The organism is Arthrobacter sp. zg-Y238, from assembly GCF_024385525.1.
Lineage (GTDB): Bacteria > Actinomycetota > Actinomycetes > Actinomycetales > Micrococcaceae > Arthrobacter_B > Arthrobacter_B jinronghuae.
On the sequence record NZ_JANFLU010000008.1, the window covers coordinates 43,935 to 60,221 of the forward strand.

The following is a 16,287-nucleotide window of genomic DNA, read 5'->3' on the forward strand; positions in this document are numbered from 1 at the left end:
TTGCCTGCCTCGTCACATGTGCATGGCGTTCTGCACAGGCTGTGGAGAACCCCCGCCGGGCCGCTGAAATCCCGCCTATTTACGCGGCATCCCCTGTGCACAAACTGTGGACGGCGGCCCTGTGTAATGACATACTTGTAATACATCATGTAGGGGTTCCACCTTGGGGGGCGCACTAGATGTAGTGTCTGGGCATGGAACTGGATGTAGTATCTAGGAACAGACTTCGAGAGCTTCACCAAGCTTCACAAGCAAGTTTTTGAACACGACGAGCGTCCAGTATCGCCGGCTTCATCAGGCACCATCCAGCATCACAGAACAGACTTCACGCTTCACTAGGGGAGACCAAGCCATGACCGTTACGGTTTACACCAAGCCCGCCTGCGTACAGTGCAACGCCACTTACCGTGCCCTCGACAAGAAGGGCATTGTTTACCAGAGCGTGGACATGTCGCAGGACCCCGAGGCCCTCGAGCGCGTCCGTGCCATGGGCTACATGCAGGCCCCCGTTGTCGTCACCGAGCAGGACTCCTGGTCCGGCTTCCGGCCCGACAAGATCGAAGAGCTGGCCCAGGCACAGGTTTCCTCCGTAGCCTAGGGAGCCGCCGGGCTCCGTCCGGCTTTCCCGCCGCAGCACCTCGCATCACGCACCACCCGCGCAATACCCGTCAGGAGCGCAGCAACCATGGCACTGGGGATGGCAGACCAAGCCGGCTTTGCGCCGGCATCGGCATCCGCAGGGGATGGACAACCGGAAACGGACGCCTCCCTGATCTACTTCTCCTCAGCCTCCGGGTATACCCGCCGCTTTGTGGAAAAGCTCGGGATCTCCGCGGCGGCTCTTCCGCTCCACACCTCCCAGCCCACACTGCTGGCCACCCGGCCCTACGTACTGCTGCTTCCCACCTACGGTGGAACGGCAGCATCACCGGGGGCCGCAGCCCGGGGCGCCGTTCCCAAACAGGTCATCAAGTTCCTGAACAACGAGCGCAACCGCTCCTTGATCCGGGGTGTGATCGGGGCGGGCAACACAAACTTCGGGGAATCCTATTGCCTCGCGGCGGACATCATCGCCGTGAAGTGCCAGGTCCCCGTGCTGTATCGATTTGAACTCATGGGCACGTCCGAGGACGTTGCCAAGGTTAACGAAGGATTGGAAAAGTTTTGGACACATCAGTCGCAGAAGCCGGCATGACGGACTCCAAGGAGCTCCCGGAGGCTTACAAGGGCCTGGGCTATCACGAGCTCAACGCCATGCTGAACCTGTACGGCAAGAACGGAGAGATCCAGTTCGACGCCGACCGCGCTGCTGCGCGCCAGTACTTCCTCCAGCACGTTAACAACAACACGGTCTTCTTCCATGACCTGGAAGAGAAGCTGGAATACCTGGTCAAGAACGAGTACTACGAGCCGGAAACGCTCGACCAGTACTCCATGACCTTCATCAAGGAGCTGTACAACCGCGCCTACAAGAAGAAGTTCCGCTTCGAAACCTTCCTCGGCGCGTTCAAGTTCTACACCTCGTACACGCTGAAGACCTTCGACGGCAAGCGTTACCTGGAGCGTTACGAAGACCGTGTCTGCATGGTTGCCCTGCACCTGGCCCGCGGCGACGAGCAGCTCGCCACGCAGATGGTGGACGAAATCATCGAGGGCCGCTTCCAGCCCGCCACCCCCACGTTCCTCAACGCCGGCAAGGCCCAGCGCGGCGAGCTGGTCTCCTGCTTCCTGCTGCGCATCGAGGACAACATGGAGTCCATCGGCCGCTCCATCAACTCCGCGCTGCAGCTGTCCAAGCGCGGCGGCGGCGTTGCCTTTGCGCTGACCAACATCCGCGAGGTCGGCGCGCCGATCAAGCAGATCGAGAACCAGTCCTCCGGCGTCATCCCCGTGATGAAGCTCCTCGAGGACAGCTTCTCCTACGCCAACCAGCTCGGCGCCCGCCAGGGTGCCGGCGCGGTGTACCTGCACGCCCACCACCCGGACATCAACCGGTTCCTGGACACCAAGCGCGAGAACGCGGACGAGAAGATCCGCATCAAGACCCTCTCGCTCGGCGTCGTCGTCCCCGACATCACCTTCGAACTGGCCAAGCGCGACGAGGACATGTACCTGTTCTCCCCGTACGACGTCGAGAAGGTTTACGGCATGCCGTTCTCCGACATCTCGGTTACCGAAAAGTACTACGAGATGGTCGACGACGCGCGGATCAAGAAGACCAAGATCCGTGCCCGCGACTTCTTCCAGACCCTCGCCGAGATCCAGTTTGAGTCCGGCTACCCGTACATCATGTTCGAGGACACGGTGAACCGGGAGAACCCGATCGAGGGCAAGATCATCATGTCCAACCTGTGCTCGGAAATCCTCCAGGTTTCCCAGCCCACCACGTACAACGATGACCTGTCCTACGACGAGACCGGCAAGGACATCTCCTGCAACCTCGGCTCGCTGAACATTGCCAAGACCATGGACTCGCCGGACTTCGGCCGGACCATCGAGACGGCTATCCGCGCGCTGACCGCCGTTTCGGACATGAGCCACATCGGTTCGGTTCCGTCCATTGCCAAGGGCAATGACATGTCGCACGCCATCGGCCTGGGCCAGATGAACCTGCACGGCTACCTGGCCCGCGAGCGGGTCTACTACGGTTCCGAAGAAGGCATCGACTTCACGAACATCTACTTCTACACGGTGGTCTACCACGCCGTGCGGGCGTCGAACCTGCTGGCCATCGAGACCGGCCGCAAGTTCGCCGGCTTCGAGCGCTCCAAGTACGCCACGGGGGAGTACTTCGACAAGTACACCACCCGGGAATGGGTCCCGCAGACCCAGCGGGTCCGCGAACTGTTCGACGGCGTGCACATCCCCACCCAGGCTGACTGGGAGGCGCTGAAGGCATCGGTCATGGAACACGGCATCTACAACCAGAACCTGCAGGCTGTGCCGCCCACCGGCTCGATCTCCTACATCAACAACTCCACCTCCTCCATTCACCCGGTGGCGTCGAAGATCGAGATCCGCAAGGAAGGCAAGCTGGGACGTGTCTACTACCCGGCGCCGTACCTGACCAACGACAACCTGGAGTACTACCAGGATGCGTACGAGATCGGCTACGAGAAGATCATCGACACCTACGCTGCTGCGACCCAGCACGTGGACCAGGGCCTGTCCCTGACGCTGTTCTTCAAGGACACCGCAACCACCCGCGATATCAACAAGGCGCAGATCTACGCCTGGCGCAAGGGCATCAAGACCATCTACTACATCCGCCTGCGCCAGCTCGCGCTGGAAGGCACCGAGGTTGAGGGCTGCGTTTCCTGCATGCTGTAAGGCTGCCGCTGTCCGCACCCCTTTCCCCGAACTTTTGAAGACAAGGAATTATTCATGACCGAGAAGCTGAAGCTGATCGACGGCGTCGAGGCAATCAACTGGAACCGGATCCAGGATGAGAAGGACGTTGAGGTCTGGAACCGCCTGGTCAACAACTTCTGGCTGCCGGAGAAGGTGCCGCTGTCCAACGACGTCCAGTCCTGGGCCACGCTGACCCCGGATGAGCAGCAGCTGACCATGCGCGTGTTCACGGGACTGACCCTGCTGGACACCATGCAGGCCACCATTGGTGCCGTCTCGCTGATCCCCGATGCGCTCACCCCGCACGAGGAAGCGGTCTACACGAACATCGCGTTCATGGAGTCCGTGCACGCCAAGAGCTACTCCTCGATCTTCTCCACCCTGGCTTCCACCAAGGAGATTGACGAGGCCTTCCGCTGGTCCACGGAGAACCCGAATCTGCAGAAGAAGGCGCAGATCATCACGGATTACTACCGCGGCGATGATCCCCTGAAGCGCAAGGTGGCCTCCACCCTGCTGGAGTCCTTCCTCTTCTACTCCGGCTTCTACCTGCCGATGTACTGGTCCTCGCGGGCCAAGCTCACAAACACTGCCGACCTGATCCGCCTCATCATCCGTGACGAGGCAGTGCACGGCTACTACATCGGCTACAAGTTCCAGCGCGGTCTGGAGACGGTTCCCGAGGAGCGCCGCCAGGAACTGAAGGACTACACGTACGAGCTGCTCTTCGAGCTGTACGAAAACGAAGTCCAGTACACGCATGACCTGTACGACGGCGTCGGCCTGGCCGAGGACGTCAAGAAGTTCCTGCACTACAACGCCAACAAGGCGCTGATGAACCTGGGCTACGAGGCCATGTTCCCGTCCACCCTGACGGACGTGAACCCGGCGATCCTCTCGGCCCTGTCACCGAATGCCGACGAGAACCACGACTTCTTCTCCGGCTCCGGCTCTTCCTACGTGATCGGCAAGGCCGTGAACACGGAAGACGACGACTGGGACTTCTAGTTCCTTAGCAGAATCCGCATCATTGCCGCCGCGGCGGGCCTTTCGGGTCCGTCGCGGCGGCAGCGCTGTTTAATGCACGGAACGTTCTTCTTTCAGCCAGCCCAGGACCCCGTATCTGAAGGCAAAGGCGACAGGGATGAGAGCTAGGAAGAGCAGCAGCCCGAACAGCATCGCCGGGCCGCCGATATTCTCGATGAACCCGGCATGGGCGAAAACCCCTGCAAAGAGCACTGCCATGACACCCAGTGAAACCGCCATGATGTTGGCCCATCCCGTCGACCGACGTGTCACGGACCTGCTTGCTACCGCGGCTGAGACCAGGTGCCAGGCTGCCAGCAACGCCAGCTCGAAGGCGGCCACCGCAGCCCCGATTACCGTGACGTACGAGGACGCCAGGGACGCAACCTCCGGGTAGGCAGCTGCGGACCGGGCCGCGATCCGCGGAACAACTACAAGTTGGGCCAGCAGGGCGGCCAGCGCGAACGCCACGACCGCGCAGCGGAGGGGGAGGGCTTCCTGCCGAGTCATGACGCGATCCTCGCCCGGGCCGGTGCAGCTGTCAACCATGCATCAGCGGCCGCCGCGTCCAGTAGGCACGGGCAAAAGCGCGTTGGGGCGGAGCACGTATGGACGCGGCTGCCCCGTCCGCCTAGTCTTCGGCGATGACTGAGAAGGACATCCCGGACAAAATCGAGCCCCCGCTGGCCGGCAATGAAACCGAAACCCTCCTGGGTTCCCTGGACCGGCAGCGCGCCACCTTTGCCTGGAAAACCGGCGGCCTTGACGCCGAAGCCCTCACCGCCACCGTCGGCACCTCAGCCATTACACTCGGTGGTCTGCTCAAGCACCTGGCGGGTGTGGAGGACATGTACTTCGCCTGGCGGCTGAAAGGTCAGGATCCCGGAGTCCCGTGGAATGCCGTGGACTGGCAAAACGATCCGGACTGGGACTGGCGCACCGCCGCAAACGACAGCCCGGAGGACCTCTACGCCCTGTGGAGCGACGCCGTCGGACGCTCCCGGCACCGCCTTGCCGCCGCGCTGGACGACGGTGGACTCGACCAGCTGCTGCCCGCCATTGAGGGCCAAGCCGGCAGTCTGCGCCGCATGCTGATCGACCTGATCGAGGAATATGCCCGGCATACCGGACACGCCGACCTGATCCGTGAATCGGTGGACGGGCTGGTGGGGGAGGATCCTCCGGGGGACGTATCCTGGCCCGCTCCGGCCGGCGCCGCCGCCTACCCGACACCCACGGCAGGCGCGTAGCCTGACCCCATGAGTACTGGCTCTGCCTCAGCCGCTGTCCGCACCCGTGGGTTGCATAAGAACTTCGGACGCGTTGCAGCACTGAAAGGCATCGATCTGGAGGTTCCAGCCGGAAGCGTCTTCGGGATCATCGGTCCCAACGGCGCCGGCAAGACCACGCTGATGCGCCTGCTGCTGGACCTGCTGCGCCCCAGCTCCGGAGAGGTAACCGTCCTCGGCGTCAATCCCCGCAGCGGAGGGCCCGCCCTGCGCCGTCGAATCGGCTTCCTGCCGGGAGATCTGGCCTTGGCGGACAGAGTCAGCGGACGGGAACTGCTTTGCTTTTTCGCGCGCATCAGTGGACCCGTAGATCCGGGAACCGTTCCGGCGCTGGCGGAGCGGCTCGACCTGGACCTCGGCCGCCCGGTGCGTGCCCTGTCCAAGGGAAACCGGCAGAAACTGGGGCTCATCCAGGCATTCATGCATCAGCCCCCGCTACTCATCCTGGACGAACCGACCAGCGGACTAGACCCGTTGGTTCAGCAGGAGTTCCTGGCACTGGTGAGGGAGGCGAGCAGCAACGGCCAGACGGTACTGCTCAGCTCGCATGTACTCAGCGAGATCGAGGATGCCGCAGACACCGTGGCGATCCTGCGCTCGGGGACTGTGGTCTCCGCCGCCAGCACGGCGGACATACGGGCTGCGGCAGGCCGCCGGGTGCGGATTGGAATCACTGCAGCAGAGGGACCTGCCTTGATGGAAAGCCTCGCAAGGGTGCCTGGCTTGGTGCTGCTGCAGTCGCCCGCCGACCCGGCGACCGGAGATGCAACCTCGATCCATGCCCGGTTCGAGGGGGACATGCCGGACCTGATCACGGCCCTGGCGGGACATCACCTCCTCGACCTGGTGGTGCAGGAGCCCGACCTCGAGGAGGCCGTCCTGCGGTTTTACGGGCCCAAGAACGCTGCCGGGCCGGCCGACGGCGGTGCCGCCGAATGAGTCGCTTCCCCTTGTTCACCCGCTCGTTTGCCGGCTCGTGGCGTCCGCTTCTGGGATGGGCGGCGGGCATCCTCGCTGTCCTGAGCCTGTACCTGCCCCTCTATCCGTCCCTGGCCGGGCAGGATTTTCAGGATCTTCTGCAGAGCCTGCCTCCCGAGCTCATTTCCGCGCTGGGTTATGACGAGCTGACCACCGGCGCCGGATACACCCAGTCGACCTTCTTCGGACTCATCGGGTTCGTCCTCTTCACCATCGCCGCCATTTCGTGGGGAACCCGGGCAATTGCCGGCGACGAGGAGAGCGGAACCCTGGAACTCCTCCTGGCCCACGCGGTCGGCCGGGTCCAGCTCGTCCTGGAGCGCAGCGCCGCCATTGTTGCCCGTCTGGTGCTGCTCGGGCTTTTCACCGGCCTGGCCGTGCTGGTTTTCAACCGCCCCGCACAACTCGGGCTTATTCCTTCCCATGTCTGGGCCGGGTGCGCGGCGCTCATCGGGCTGGCGCTGCTGACTGCGTCCGTCGCCCTGGCTGCGGGGGCAATCACCGGCCGCCGCGTCTGGGCCCTCGCGGCTGCCGTTGCGGTCGCCGTCGGCGGGTACGCCCTCAACGCGGTGGCCAACCAGAATCCGGACCTGGACTACCTCCACTCCTGGACGCCCTATCACTGGGCCTTCGGCGCCAGCCCGCTCAGCAACGGGGCCGATTGGGCCGGGCTCGGTGCGCTGTATGGAACAAGTGCGCTGCTGGTGCTGCTCGCGGCCCTCGCACTCACCCGGAGGGACATCGGCACGTGATCGCCGGCCCTGTGCAATGATGACCCCACCAAACACGACGGGGTGGGCGCCAATGCGCAAAGTAAAGGGACTCGCAGCCGCAGCAGCGACGGTGCTGCTGCTTTCCGCCTGCACGGACGGCGGATCGTCGGCCGCGGACGAACAGCCTGCTCCGGCCGGCCGCACCGTCGAGGACGCTCTTTCCTCTTTCGGGTCGATCGATGAAGCCTACGACGCCGTCGCCGGCGTCCTGGACTGCGACCCCGGCAGCACGGCGGAACCGGTCACGATACAGATAGACGGATATCTTCCCGAGTACCGGATGTGCACCGACACGGTCGAAATAGTCCGCTACGAGAACGAGGCGGACCGGACCAAGGCGTCCGAACTGTTGAACGCCGCCGAAAACCCGCTGCCGTACTTCGCCGAAGGCAGCAACTGGCACGTGCTGGTTCTTCCGGGCCGTGAGGGCGGGAAACCCGGTTCCGACCACATCGCCGCTCTCGCCGAGGAGCTGGGCGGCCGTTTCGTCGGTCCGGCGGCGGGGTAGCCTGTACCCCATTCGTCATTATTCGTAACAATACGTTTATTTGACCAATAAACCTCCAAGGACGAAAAAGCTGTGTAGGCTGGCAGCATGTTCACCGCATACGCCACAGTCCCGCAGGGATACACCGTCCACTCGGCAGCGACGCCGATGTCCTTCCCGGCCGGGGAGGCCCACCTCAAGGTCGAAGGCAGCCCGGCGGAAACCCCGCTGTACTTCTACCTCACCGGCGCCGATGCCAACGAGTACATGACCGCAGCCATGTGGATTGACTACGCCCACCAGGGCGGCCACAAGGTCCAGGCCCTCATCCCGTACCTGCCCGGAGCCCGCCAGGACCGCGGCACCCCCTTCGGTGCCAAGGTCTACGCCAACCTCATCAACGCCATGAACGCCGACGAAGTGGTCTGCTTCGACCCTCACTCGCCCGTTATGCCGGCCCTGGTCCGCAACCTGCGCGTCGTGGATTCCTCCGCCGTGATCGCCCAGGTCCTGCGGAACAAGGCCGGGGAGTATGCCGGCGTCATCTGCCCGGACGCCGGAGCGAAGGAACGCACCGCCCGGACCGCCGCAGCCCTCGGACTTCCGCTCTACTCCGCAGAGAAGCACCGGGACTTTGCCACCGGCAAGCTGTCCGGATTCACCTGCGAGGAACTACCCGCCGAAGGACGCTTCCTGGTCGTCGACGACATCTGCGACGGCGGCGGAACCTTCATGGGCCTGGCCGCAGCCACCGGTCTCGGGCCGGACCGCCTGGACCTGTGGGTCAGCCACGGGGTGTTCTCCGGCAAAGCAGCCCAGCTGCGGCAGGCCTACTCCTCCATTTACACCACGGATTCACACCCCGGAGCCGCCAACCCGGACGTAGCCGCTTCCATCACGCCCCTGATCTCCCACCTCATCTGATTCCGTCTCAAGCTAAGGAACCCGCCATGACCACGACAGCAGCACCGACCGCCCTGACCACCGCCAGCATCACCGCAGCCCTGTTCCAGACGGACGCGTACAAGCTCGGCCACATCCACATGTACCCCCGGGGCACCACAAAGGTTCTCTCCAACTTCACCAACCGCGGCTCCCGGATCGAGGGTGTGGACCACGTGGTGCACTTCGGTCTGCAGGCCTTCCTGCAGAAGTTCTGCATTGAAGCCTTCGCCCCGTTCTTCGCCGCTGATGAGGACGACGCCGTGGCCGAATACCAGGCCGGCCTCAACGACATCCTCGGACCGAACACCGTCGGCACCGACCACATCCGGTCCCTGCACCGCCGCGGTTACCTGCCGCTGATCTTCCGCGCCGTGCCCGAGGGAACCCGGGTGCCCCTGCGGGTCCCCTCCGTCACCGTCGAATCCACCGAGCCGGAGTTCTTCTGGCTGGTCAACTACATCGAGACGGCGCTCAGTGCCTCCATCTGGCAGCCCTCCACCGCAGCGACCATTGCCGACAAGTACCGCGGCATCCTGGACGCGGCCGCCGGGAAGACCGGCACGGACGCCGCCTATGTGGACTGGCAGCTGCACGACTTCTCCTTCCGCGGCATGCCCGGCGTCGAAGCAGCCGCGGCGTCCGGCGCCGGCCACCTGCTCTCCTTCAAGGGCTCGGACTCCCTCGGCTCGGCCGACTTCATCCGCCGCTACTACAACTCCTCCTTCGGCGCGGAGAATGGCCAGATCCTCGGCTCCATCCCCGCCAGCGAGCACGCCGTGATGTGTGCCGGCGGCCAGGACGGAGAAGCGGAAACCTTCCGCCACATCCTGAAGGTCAACCCCACCGGCAACATCTCCCTGGTCTCCGACGGGTACGACCTGTGGCACGTACTGCAGGGCATCCTGCCCGGGCTCAAGGACATCATCACCTCGCGCGACGGCAACGTCGTCATCCGTCCCGACTCCGGAGACCCGGCCGACATCGTCTGCGGCACCTCCACCCGCCCCGGCGCCGCCGTCCCCGACACGGCACCGTCGATGGCCGAGGACCCGGCCTACTTCGGCGTCGTCGCCCTCCTGGAAGCCGAGTTCGGCTCCACCCGTAACGACGCCGGCTACAAGGTCCTGAACAACGTGCGCGTTATGTACGGCGACTCCATCACCCCCGAGCGTGCCGCAGACATCACTGCACGCCTGGAGAAAGCGGGCTACGCCTCGGACAATGTTGTGCTCGGCGCCGGTTCGTTCACCTACCAGTACGTCACCCGGGACACGTTCTCCTCGGCCATCAAGGTCACCTACATCGAGGTCAACGGCCAGCCCCGCAACGTGTTCAAGGATCCGATCACTGCCAAGGGCTTCGGTTCCAAGCGTTCCGCCACCGGCCGCCTGGCCGTCACCCGGAACGACGACGGCGAACTGGTCCTCATCGAGAAGGCCACCCCCGAGCAGGAAGAGGCATCCCTGCTGCAGCCCGTCTGGGCCAACGGCGAGTTCCTCCGCCGCCAATCCTTCGCGGACGTCCGTGCAGTGCTCGGTAACATTGCCTCATGAGTTCTGAAAGGCTGCAGCCCCTCGTCTCAATCGATACCGTGCCCTTCATCGTGAGGGACGGAGGGCTGTGCCTGGTGACCGCGGAGCGGGCCAATGAACCCTTCGCCGGCGCGCAGGCGCTCCCCGGCGTCCTCCTGCTTCCCTCCGAACGGCTGGCCGAGGCCGCTTTGAGGGCGCTGACGGTCAAGACCGGTGTAGGGGAGGACCAGGTGGAACACCTCGACACGGCGGGCGTCTACGACAACCCGGACCGGGATCCGCGCGGGCCCACCATCTCGATTGTCCATACCGCCGTCCTGCATCCGAACGCCCGGCTTATCGAAGCCGCTGTGAAGGTCACCCCGGTGGAACGGGTATCCAGACTGCCGTTCGACCACGACACCATCATCCGCCGCACCGCCGGTGCCGTGCTGGATGCGCTTTGGGTGGACTCCGCACTGACCAAAGCGCTGCTGGGGAAGCACTTCACCACGGCCCACGCCGCACGGATGAGCCGGAACCTGGCGGCGGCCGCCGGACGCACCGAACCGGACTCCTCCAATTTGGGGAGGATGCTCGCCCGCAACCCCGCGTTGTCCAAATCCAGTGAAACAGTCGCCGCGGGCCGCGGCCGTCCGGCTGCAGGGTGGTCCTGGAAATAGCAGGAAACGTCGAAATCAATGGCGGCTTTCGAAAGGAGCGATCGGTTACAGTTATTGTCGCCAGGATTTTGATCCGTTCAGCTGTGACACAGACTGACCTTACGAAAGTCGAGCTCCATGTCCTTTGAGTATGTTTCAGCGGTAATGGCCCAAGGGGCGAGCGAAAGCGACGGCTCAGGAAAAATCTGGATTTTCGTCGCGGTAATAGTACTGCTCACCTTGGTATTGCCGAATGCTTCGAAATCATCTAAAACCAAGGGGGAATCCGTGACATACGGAACCGGAACCCTCACAGCTGAAGAGGTTATCGCGAAGCGCTTCCAGCCCACCAAATTCAAGGAGGGCTATGACCAGGACGAGGTGGATGACTTCCTGGAGCGCACTGTCCAGGAGCTTCGGCGACTCGAAAATGAACGTCTTCAGCTGCAAAAGACGGACATCCCGAGGCAGGACGTTACCGCTTCAATTCTTAGCCCTGAAGAGGTAATAAATCAGAGGTTCCAGCCGACAAAGTTCCGCGAGGGGTATGCGCAGAATGAGGTGGATGACTTCCTGGACCGGATTGCCACGGGTCTTCGGGAGTGGCATTCGGAAAATGAGCAGCTTCGGCGCCGGCTCGGCCCGTCCCAATACGGAACTCCGACGACGCCGAGCTAACGCGAATACAACCGGCCAGTGGGCAGCAGCCCTCATATTGATGCCCAAGCCCCGGTGGACTTAATCAGCCGGCGGCCGTTGCCGTTGCCGTTTCGTGGCACCCCGTTGTTTCTTGGCATCGAGGCGGCGGTAGTTTGAGCCCCGGGTAGGTTTGGTGGTGCGGCGCGGTGCAGGTCCGGGCGCCAGTCCGTCTGCCACGAGCGCGGCGAGCTTGGCCAGGGCTGTTTCCCGATTGCGAAGCTGGGAACGTTGCTCGGAGGCTGTCACGGTCAGCACTCCGGCCACGAGACTGCGTTTCAGCCGCTGCAGCAGCAGCAGGCGTTGCTGTTCCGACAGCACCGCAGAACCGGCTATGTTCCAGGAGAGTGCGACGCGGCTGTCCGAGGTGTTGACGTGCTGGCCCCCGGGGCCGGACGAACGGGAGAACCGCCACTCGAGTTCAGCGGCGGGAATCGTGAGCGCGGGCGACACCACCAAATCCATCCCTCCAGCGTCGCACGAAACGAATCCGGTAGGGCTAACGTGCTCGTCGAGCAGCGGTTCGGACATGGCAGGACCCTAACACCCAAGCATCACCCGGGCAGCCGCTCCCACAGTTTCTGCGTGGTGTTCCAGCTGCGGATGGTCATCGATTTGTACAGCGGCGAGGCTGCGATGGCGCTCAGCCGGCTCTTGGTCAGCTCGGAGCTGAGCCGCTGCGAGTAGATGACGCCTTCGCCCGCCCAGATCTCGTCAACGCCTTCCCTCGGCCGGAAAGCGTCCATGGCGGTGTCCGCATCGATGTCCATGAGGAAGATCGCGTCCGAGTGGTAGAGGTCCGGCCGCTCACCGAAGTGCTGCGGCCGGTGTTCGACGACGGCCTGCAGCTGCGCGCGATCCAGCACCAGGACCTTGATGAGTTCGTCGTCGAGGTCGAAGTTATCCGTGAGTGCGGCCTCGATCTGCCGGCCGACGGAGCCGGCGTCGTCATTCGATGCCAGGAAGACATTCCCGCTCGCAATGTAGGTGGACACCTGCTGAAACCCGAGGCCTTCCAGATGCCCCCGTAACTCCTTCATGGGGACCTTGTTCCGCCCGCCGACGTTGATGCCGCGCAGGAGAGCCAGATACGGGAAAGTATCCGCGGCCGGGCTGTCGGTCATTGCACCGGGATGCGGCGGCGGATTTCGCGCACGGTGCCGGTCGGATCGGGGGAGTGGTCGTGGGATTCGGGCACTGTTACCAGGACAGCCTGCGGCATGCGCCTCGCCAGCTTCTCGGTGGCGTCCATAATGACCGGGTACGTGGTGGTGCCGCGCAGGATGGTGACGGGCACCGAAACCTGGGCCATCGCGGCCGTCGGGGTGGACACGGCCTGCGACAGCAGCGCGTCGTAGACGGCGGACTGCGCCAGTGGAACGAGGGAATCGAACATGGGGCTGGCCTGGATCTGCTCAATAAACGCTTCGGGCAGGCCGATGCCTTCGCGCTGAAAGGTGGTGACGGCGTCGGCCGGGTTACCTGAATCAACGAGGGCCTGAAGCCGCTGCGGAAGGTCCATCGACGGTTCCCCCTCGCCGAAGAGGAACGGCGGTTCGGACAGGAACAGGTGGCTGATCGGTGCCCCTTCGGCCGCCGCCAGCAGGGCGAGCATGGCGCCGGATGAATGTCCGAGGACGGCCGCGTCGCCGCCGACGGCGTGGAGGACCGCCGTGAGGTCCTCCACCTCCCGCCGCGGAGAGTAAGGGGAAGTGTCCGTGCTTTTCCCGCGGGCCCGTCGGTCCACCGTCACCGCCTGGAAACCGGCGGCTTTGAGCGCGGCGGCCAACGGGGCGCCGGCGTCGGCGGTTGAAAACGCACCGCCGACAATGACCACCGGCGTGCCGTGGCCCGTCTGGTCGAACGCGATCCGGGTGCCGTCTGCTGAGTCTGCGTACAACATGCCCAGATTCGATCATGCCGACGAAGCCGCGGCAATCAGTGGCTCGCATCCGCGGCTCTCGGCGGCCATCTTTTTCCCGCGCCTCCGGCACCCTCTGCCGCCGCGCCCCGTCAGCGGACCTAGCCGGCGACCTGGCTGCGCTGGCCGGTATCGACGGCGGCCACCGCGCCGCCGTCGACCAGCAGGTCCGCGCCGGTCATGAAGCTGGCATCCTGGCTGAGCAGGAAGGCCGTGGCGTTGGCGATGTCGAAGGCGGTGCCGAGGCGCTTGGTGCCGGAGGCCTCGATCATGGCGCGCATTTGCGAGCCGGATTCGCCGGAGAGTTCCTGCTGGCCCATCGGGGTGGAGATGACGCCGGGGCTGATGCTGTTCACGCGTGCCCCGCGGGCACCCCAGCGCAGGCTGGCGGTCTGGACGCGGACCTGGTTGGCGCGCTTGGCCACGCTGTAGGCGTGTCCCGGGTGGTCGATGCCGGCAACAAACGGAATCAGCAGCAGATCGTCCGCAGGGACGGTGGCCAGGCTCGCCAGCACGTCGGCGGGCACCTGGCCGCCTGCCATGTACGCAGACATGCTGGAGATAACGACGCCGGCACCGCCCGGGGCGATGACCTTTTCGAATTCCTCGAGCACCACGGCCACGCCGAAGAGGTCGACCTTCCAGATGGCCTCCACCGGTGCCTGGACGGGGGAGAGCCCGGCGGTGTGGACGACGCCGGTTACGGCGCCCAGCTCACGGGCGGTTGCGGCCAGCGCGGCCACCGACTGCCGCGAGGAAACGTCCACCTGCTGGGAGACGACGTCGTAGCCTTCGCCGAGTGCTGCGGCGTGCACCGTTTCGAGCAGGTCTTCGTTGAAGTCGGCCAGCAGGATTTTCCGTCCTGCGCCGGACCGGCGCATAACCGCCTGCCCCATGCCGCCCATGCCGATAACTACCAGTACGTCCGAGGCCATAACGCTCCCATGTCAGAGGTGACCGGCGGAAGAAACTGCCGGTCCCTCGACAATAGCGGGTGCCCGCCGGAGTGGCGGGTGCGGACGGGCTGAGACCGTCCGCGCCCCTACAGGGCAGGATGCCCGCGCTAGCCGGCAGGGTCATAGGCGACGGCGACGTCGAGCACCCAGATGATGCCGAAGCGGTCCTGCACCATTCCGTAGGCGGGGGAGAAAGCCGAGGGTGCCAGGTCCTGCAGCACGGTGGAGCCGTCGACTAGCCGGTCCCAGAGGCCGGTGATTTCCTCGGCCGAGTCGCCGCGGACCGAGACGAAGGAGGATTTATCCCCCTGGTCGTAGGACACGCTGGCGGGAACGTCGTAGGCCATGATCGAGAATCCGTTCCCGCCGAGGACCTGCCCGAACTTGACCTGGCCCGCCTCCTCCGGGCGCTCGACGCTGTAGGCGTCCTCATTGGTGACGACGATAAGCTGCCCGCCGAAAACCGAGTGGTAGAACTCGAGGGCGGCCCGGGCATCGCCGCGGAAGTTCAGGTGGGGCGTGGTGGTGACAGACATGGGTTGCTCCTTCGGGGTAGACCGGGTGTTTCCCGGTAACACCCACTCTTCTCCTAGTAGAGGTCAGGTTCTGGCCGCTATTTCGTTTATCTTTCTCGTATGCCCACTACGACGTCGCGGCTCCTGCTGCTCCTCTCACTTCTGCAGACCCCGCGGGACTGGCCGGGGCAGGTGCTCGCGGACCGTCTGGAGATCAGCCCCCGGACCGTGCGCCGCGACGTCGACCGGCTGCGGGAAATGGGTTACCGCATCTCCGCGCTGAAGGGGCCGGACGGGGGTTACCGCCTGGACGCCGGTGCCGAGCTGCCGCCGCTGCTTTTTGACGACGACCAGGTGCTGGCCCTCGCCGTCGCGCTGCAGTCCGCGCCCATGACCGGAGCCGGCATCGAGGAGGCCGCCGCCCGCGCGCTGGCCACGGTCCGGCAGGTGATGCCCTCCCGGCTCCGTCATCGCCTCGACGCACTGCAGTTCACCGTGCTGCCGGGACGTCCGGGTGCGGCCGAATCCGTACCGCCGGAACGGCTGCTGACCCTGGCCAATGCGGTCCGGTCCCGGCAGGTGCTGCGCTTTGACTATGCGGCGGGCCGGCCGGAAGCGGGTGACGCCGCGGGTGCGCCGCCTCGGCGGGTGGAACCGCATCATTTGGTGGCCTCCCGCGGACGGTGGTACCTGGTGGGCTGGGATCTGGACCGGAATGATTGGCGGATCTTCCGGGCCGACCGGATCACTCCGCGGCTCCCTGCGGGTGGGCGGTTCCGGGAGCGGGAACTGCCCGGCGGCAGCGTGCATGATTTCCTTTCCGCCCGGTTCCGGGGAACGGAACCGGGCAGGGGTTCCGGTGAAGGCTGGCCCTGCCGCGGTGCCGTGGTCCTGCACCTGCCGGCGGCCGCCGTCGTACCGTTTGCCGGCGACGGCACGGTCGAAGCCGTTGGACCCGGCAGGTGCCGGCTGGAAGCAGGCTCCTGGTCCTGGGTAGCGCTGGCGGCGTCGTTCGGTCGGTTCGACGCCGAACTTGAGGTGGTTGGTCCGCCTGAGCTGGCGTCCGCCTTCGGAACGCTGGCGGCGCGCTTCGCGGCGGCGGCCGCCCGGTAGGCATATGACATCTGCGCTTCGGTCGAGCAGGCCCGGCGGAGGCATCGGGCTGCATAATGCCGTT

19 protein-coding genes and 1 pseudogene are annotated in these 16,287 nt (G+C 64.9%); 14 read left to right on the forward strand and 6 right to left on the reverse strand.

Annotated elements, in window-relative coordinates; all coding sequences use genetic code 11:
• The first annotated feature begins 352 nt into the window (after positions 1-352).
• From nrdH to nrdF, 4 genes are all read left to right on the forward strand, one after another.
• Positions 353-598, forward strand: coding sequence for a glutaredoxin-like protein NrdH (nrdH, locus tag NNX38_RS07830; protein WP_146361766.1), 246 nt, complete (start codon positions 353-355; stop codon positions 596-598).
• Between the two features lie 99 nt (positions 599-697).
• Positions 698-1,195 (forward strand): class Ib ribonucleoside-diphosphate reductase assembly flavoprotein NrdI, encoded by a 498-nt coding sequence (nrdI, locus tag NNX38_RS07835; protein WP_255797486.1) that lies wholly within the window; start codon positions 698-700, stop codon positions 1,193-1,195.
• A complete protein-coding gene (nrdE, locus tag NNX38_RS07840; RefSeq protein ID WP_255797621.1) occupies positions 1,192-3,330 on the forward strand; it encodes a class 1b ribonucleoside-diphosphate reductase subunit alpha in 2,139 nt (712 codons plus the stop codon). Before nrdI ends, nrdE begins: the two co-directional genes overlap by 4 nt.
• 54 nt (positions 3,331-3,384) lie before the next feature.
• On the forward strand, positions 3,385-4,359 hold the full coding sequence (gene nrdF / locus NNX38_RS07845; protein WP_255797487.1) for a class 1b ribonucleoside-diphosphate reductase subunit beta: 975 nt from the start codon (positions 3,385-3,387) through the stop codon (positions 4,357-4,359).
• A gap of 69 nt (positions 4,360-4,428) precedes the next feature.
• Here nrdF and NNX38_RS07850 read toward each other — a convergent pair whose 3' ends face one another.
• Positions 4,429-4,887, reverse strand: coding sequence for a hypothetical protein (locus tag NNX38_RS07850; protein ID WP_255797488.1), 459 nt, complete (start codon positions 4,885-4,887; stop codon positions 4,429-4,431).
• 134 nt (positions 4,888-5,021) lie between these two features.
• Between NNX38_RS07850 and NNX38_RS07855 the strand changes: the two genes are divergently transcribed.
• The 9 genes and pseudogenes from NNX38_RS07855 to NNX38_RS07895 all read left to right on the forward strand — a co-directional run bounded on the left by NNX38_RS07855 (position 5,022) and on the right by NNX38_RS07895 (position 11,700).
• Complete coding sequence (locus NNX38_RS07855) at positions 5,022-5,627, forward strand: DinB family protein (RefSeq protein ID WP_255797489.1); 606 nt, start codon at positions 5,022-5,024, stop codon at positions 5,625-5,627.
• Positions 5,628-5,636: 9 nt separating this feature from the next.
• A complete protein-coding gene (locus NNX38_RS07860) occupies positions 5,637-6,605 on the forward strand; it encodes an ABC transporter ATP-binding protein (protein WP_255797490.1) in 969 nt (322 codons plus the stop codon).
• Positions 6,602-7,396, forward strand: coding sequence for an ABC transporter permease subunit (locus NNX38_RS07865; protein ID WP_255797491.1), 795 nt, complete (start codon positions 6,602-6,604; stop codon positions 7,394-7,396). The genes NNX38_RS07860 and NNX38_RS07865 overlap by 4 nt, the downstream gene beginning before the upstream one ends.
• 52 nt (positions 7,397-7,448) lie before the next feature.
• A complete protein-coding gene (locus NNX38_RS07870; RefSeq protein WP_255797492.1) occupies positions 7,449-7,925 on the forward strand; it encodes a hypothetical protein in 477 nt (158 codons plus the stop codon).
• An 87-nt stretch (positions 7,926-8,012) separates the two neighbouring features.
• Positions 8,013-8,828, forward strand: a complete 816-nt coding sequence (locus tag NNX38_RS07875; protein ID WP_255797493.1) for a ribose-phosphate pyrophosphokinase — start codon at positions 8,013-8,015, stop codon at positions 8,826-8,828.
• Between the two features lie 26 nt (positions 8,829-8,854).
• On the forward strand, positions 8,855-10,402 hold the full coding sequence (locus tag NNX38_RS07880) for a nicotinate phosphoribosyltransferase (protein ID WP_255797494.1): 1,548 nt from the start codon (positions 8,855-8,857) through the stop codon (positions 10,400-10,402).
• Positions 10,399-11,043, forward strand: a complete 645-nt coding sequence (locus tag NNX38_RS07885) for an NUDIX domain-containing protein (protein ID WP_255797495.1) — start codon at positions 10,399-10,401, stop codon at positions 11,041-11,043. Before NNX38_RS07880 ends, NNX38_RS07885 begins: the two co-directional genes overlap by 4 nt.
• 267 nt (positions 11,044-11,310) lie before the next feature.
• A pseudogene (locus tag NNX38_RS07890) lies at positions 11,311-11,475 on the forward strand (DivIVA domain-containing protein); the annotation flags it as partial.
• Complete coding sequence (locus NNX38_RS07895; protein ID WP_370646398.1) at positions 11,467-11,700, forward strand: DivIVA domain-containing protein; 234 nt, start codon at positions 11,467-11,469, stop codon at positions 11,698-11,700. The pseudogene NNX38_RS07890 and the gene NNX38_RS07895, both read left to right, overlap by 9 nt.
• 60 nt (positions 11,701-11,760) lie before the next feature.
• Here NNX38_RS07895 and arfB read toward each other — a convergent pair whose 3' ends face one another.
• The 5 genes from arfB to NNX38_RS07920 all read right to left on the reverse strand — a co-directional run bounded on the left by arfB (position 11,761) and on the right by NNX38_RS07920 (position 15,131).
• Positions 11,761-12,183 (reverse strand): alternative ribosome rescue aminoacyl-tRNA hydrolase ArfB, encoded by a 423-nt coding sequence (arfB, locus tag NNX38_RS07900; RefSeq protein WP_255797622.1) that lies wholly within the window; start codon positions 12,181-12,183, stop codon positions 11,761-11,763.
• A gap of 89 nt (positions 12,184-12,272) precedes the next feature.
• Positions 12,273-12,842 carry a DUF1697 domain-containing protein gene (locus NNX38_RS07905; protein ID WP_255797496.1) on the reverse strand — a complete coding sequence of 190 codons (570 nt, stop codon included), beginning with the start codon at positions 12,840-12,842 and terminating at the stop codon, positions 12,273-12,275.
• Positions 12,839-13,621 carry an alpha/beta fold hydrolase gene (locus NNX38_RS07910; RefSeq protein WP_255797497.1) on the reverse strand — a complete coding sequence of 261 codons (783 nt, stop codon included), beginning with the start codon at positions 13,619-13,621 and terminating at the stop codon, positions 12,839-12,841. The genes NNX38_RS07905 and NNX38_RS07910 overlap by 4 nt, the downstream gene beginning before the upstream one ends.
• 119 nt (positions 13,622-13,740) lie before the next feature.
• On the reverse strand, positions 13,741-14,574 hold the full coding sequence (locus tag NNX38_RS07915; protein ID WP_255797498.1) for an SDR family oxidoreductase: 834 nt from the start codon (positions 14,572-14,574) through the stop codon (positions 13,741-13,743).
• Positions 14,575-14,702: 128 nt separating this feature from the next.
• Positions 14,703-15,131 (reverse strand): VOC family protein, encoded by a 429-nt coding sequence (locus NNX38_RS07920; RefSeq protein ID WP_255797499.1) that lies wholly within the window; start codon positions 15,129-15,131, stop codon positions 14,703-14,705.
• A 99-nt stretch (positions 15,132-15,230) separates the two neighbouring features.
• On the opposite strand from NNX38_RS07920, the gene NNX38_RS07925 reads away from it, so the two are divergent.
• Positions 15,231-16,223, forward strand: a complete 993-nt coding sequence (locus NNX38_RS07925; protein ID WP_255797500.1) for a YafY family protein — start codon at positions 15,231-15,233, stop codon at positions 16,221-16,223.
• The last annotated feature ends 64 nt before the right edge of the window (positions 16,224-16,287 follow it).

What these genes read in the sequence shown, in the direction of transcription:
- nrdH (WP_146361766.1), top strand. Translation starts at nt 353, where the DNA reads ATGACCGTTACGGTTTACACCAAGCCCGCCTGCGTACAGTGCAACGCC.
- nrdI (WP_255797486.1), top strand. Translation starts at nt 698, where the DNA reads ATGGCAGACCAAGCCGGCTTTGCGCCGGCATCGGCATCCGCAGGGGAT.
- nrdE (WP_255797621.1), top strand. Translation starts at nt 1,192, where the DNA reads ATGACGGACTCCAAGGAGCTCCCGGAGGCTTACAAGGGCCTGGGCTAT.
- nrdF (WP_255797487.1), top strand. Translation starts at nt 3,385, where the DNA reads ATGACCGAGAAGCTGAAGCTGATCGACGGCGTCGAGGCAATCAACTGG.
- NNX38_RS07850 (WP_255797488.1), bottom strand. Translation starts at nt 4,887, where the DNA reads ATGACTCGGCAGGAAGCCCTCCCCCTCCGCTGCGCGGTCGTGGCGTTC.
- NNX38_RS07855 (WP_255797489.1), top strand. Translation starts at nt 5,022, where the DNA reads ATGACTGAGAAGGACATCCCGGACAAAATCGAGCCCCCGCTGGCCGGC.
- NNX38_RS07860 (WP_255797490.1), top strand. Translation starts at nt 5,637, where the DNA reads ATGAGTACTGGCTCTGCCTCAGCCGCTGTCCGCACCCGTGGGTTGCAT.
- NNX38_RS07865 (WP_255797491.1), top strand. Translation starts at nt 6,602, where the DNA reads ATGAGTCGCTTCCCCTTGTTCACCCGCTCGTTTGCCGGCTCGTGGCGT.
- NNX38_RS07870 (WP_255797492.1), top strand. Translation starts at nt 7,449, where the DNA reads ATGCGCAAAGTAAAGGGACTCGCAGCCGCAGCAGCGACGGTGCTGCTG.
- NNX38_RS07875 (WP_255797493.1), top strand. Translation starts at nt 8,013, where the DNA reads ATGTTCACCGCATACGCCACAGTCCCGCAGGGATACACCGTCCACTCG.
- NNX38_RS07880 (WP_255797494.1), top strand. Translation starts at nt 8,855, where the DNA reads ATGACCACGACAGCAGCACCGACCGCCCTGACCACCGCCAGCATCACC.
- NNX38_RS07885 (WP_255797495.1), top strand. Translation starts at nt 10,399, where the DNA reads ATGAGTTCTGAAAGGCTGCAGCCCCTCGTCTCAATCGATACCGTGCCC.
- arfB (WP_255797622.1), bottom strand. Translation starts at nt 12,183, where the DNA reads ATGGATTTGGTGGTGTCGCCCGCGCTCACGATTCCCGCCGCTGAACTC.
- NNX38_RS07905 (WP_255797496.1), bottom strand. Translation starts at nt 12,842, where the DNA reads ATGACCGACAGCCCGGCCGCGGATACTTTCCCGTATCTGGCTCTCCTG.
- NNX38_RS07910 (WP_255797497.1), bottom strand. Translation starts at nt 13,621, where the DNA reads ATGTTGTACGCAGACTCAGCAGACGGCACCCGGATCGCGTTCGACCAG.
- NNX38_RS07915 (WP_255797498.1), bottom strand. Translation starts at nt 14,574, where the DNA reads ATGGCCTCGGACGTACTGGTAGTTATCGGCATGGGCGGCATGGGGCAG.
- NNX38_RS07920 (WP_255797499.1), bottom strand. Translation starts at nt 15,131, where the DNA reads ATGTCTGTCACCACCACGCCCCACCTGAACTTCCGCGGCGATGCCCGG.
- NNX38_RS07925 (WP_255797500.1), top strand. Translation starts at nt 15,231, where the DNA reads ATGCCCACTACGACGTCGCGGCTCCTGCTGCTCCTCTCACTTCTGCAG.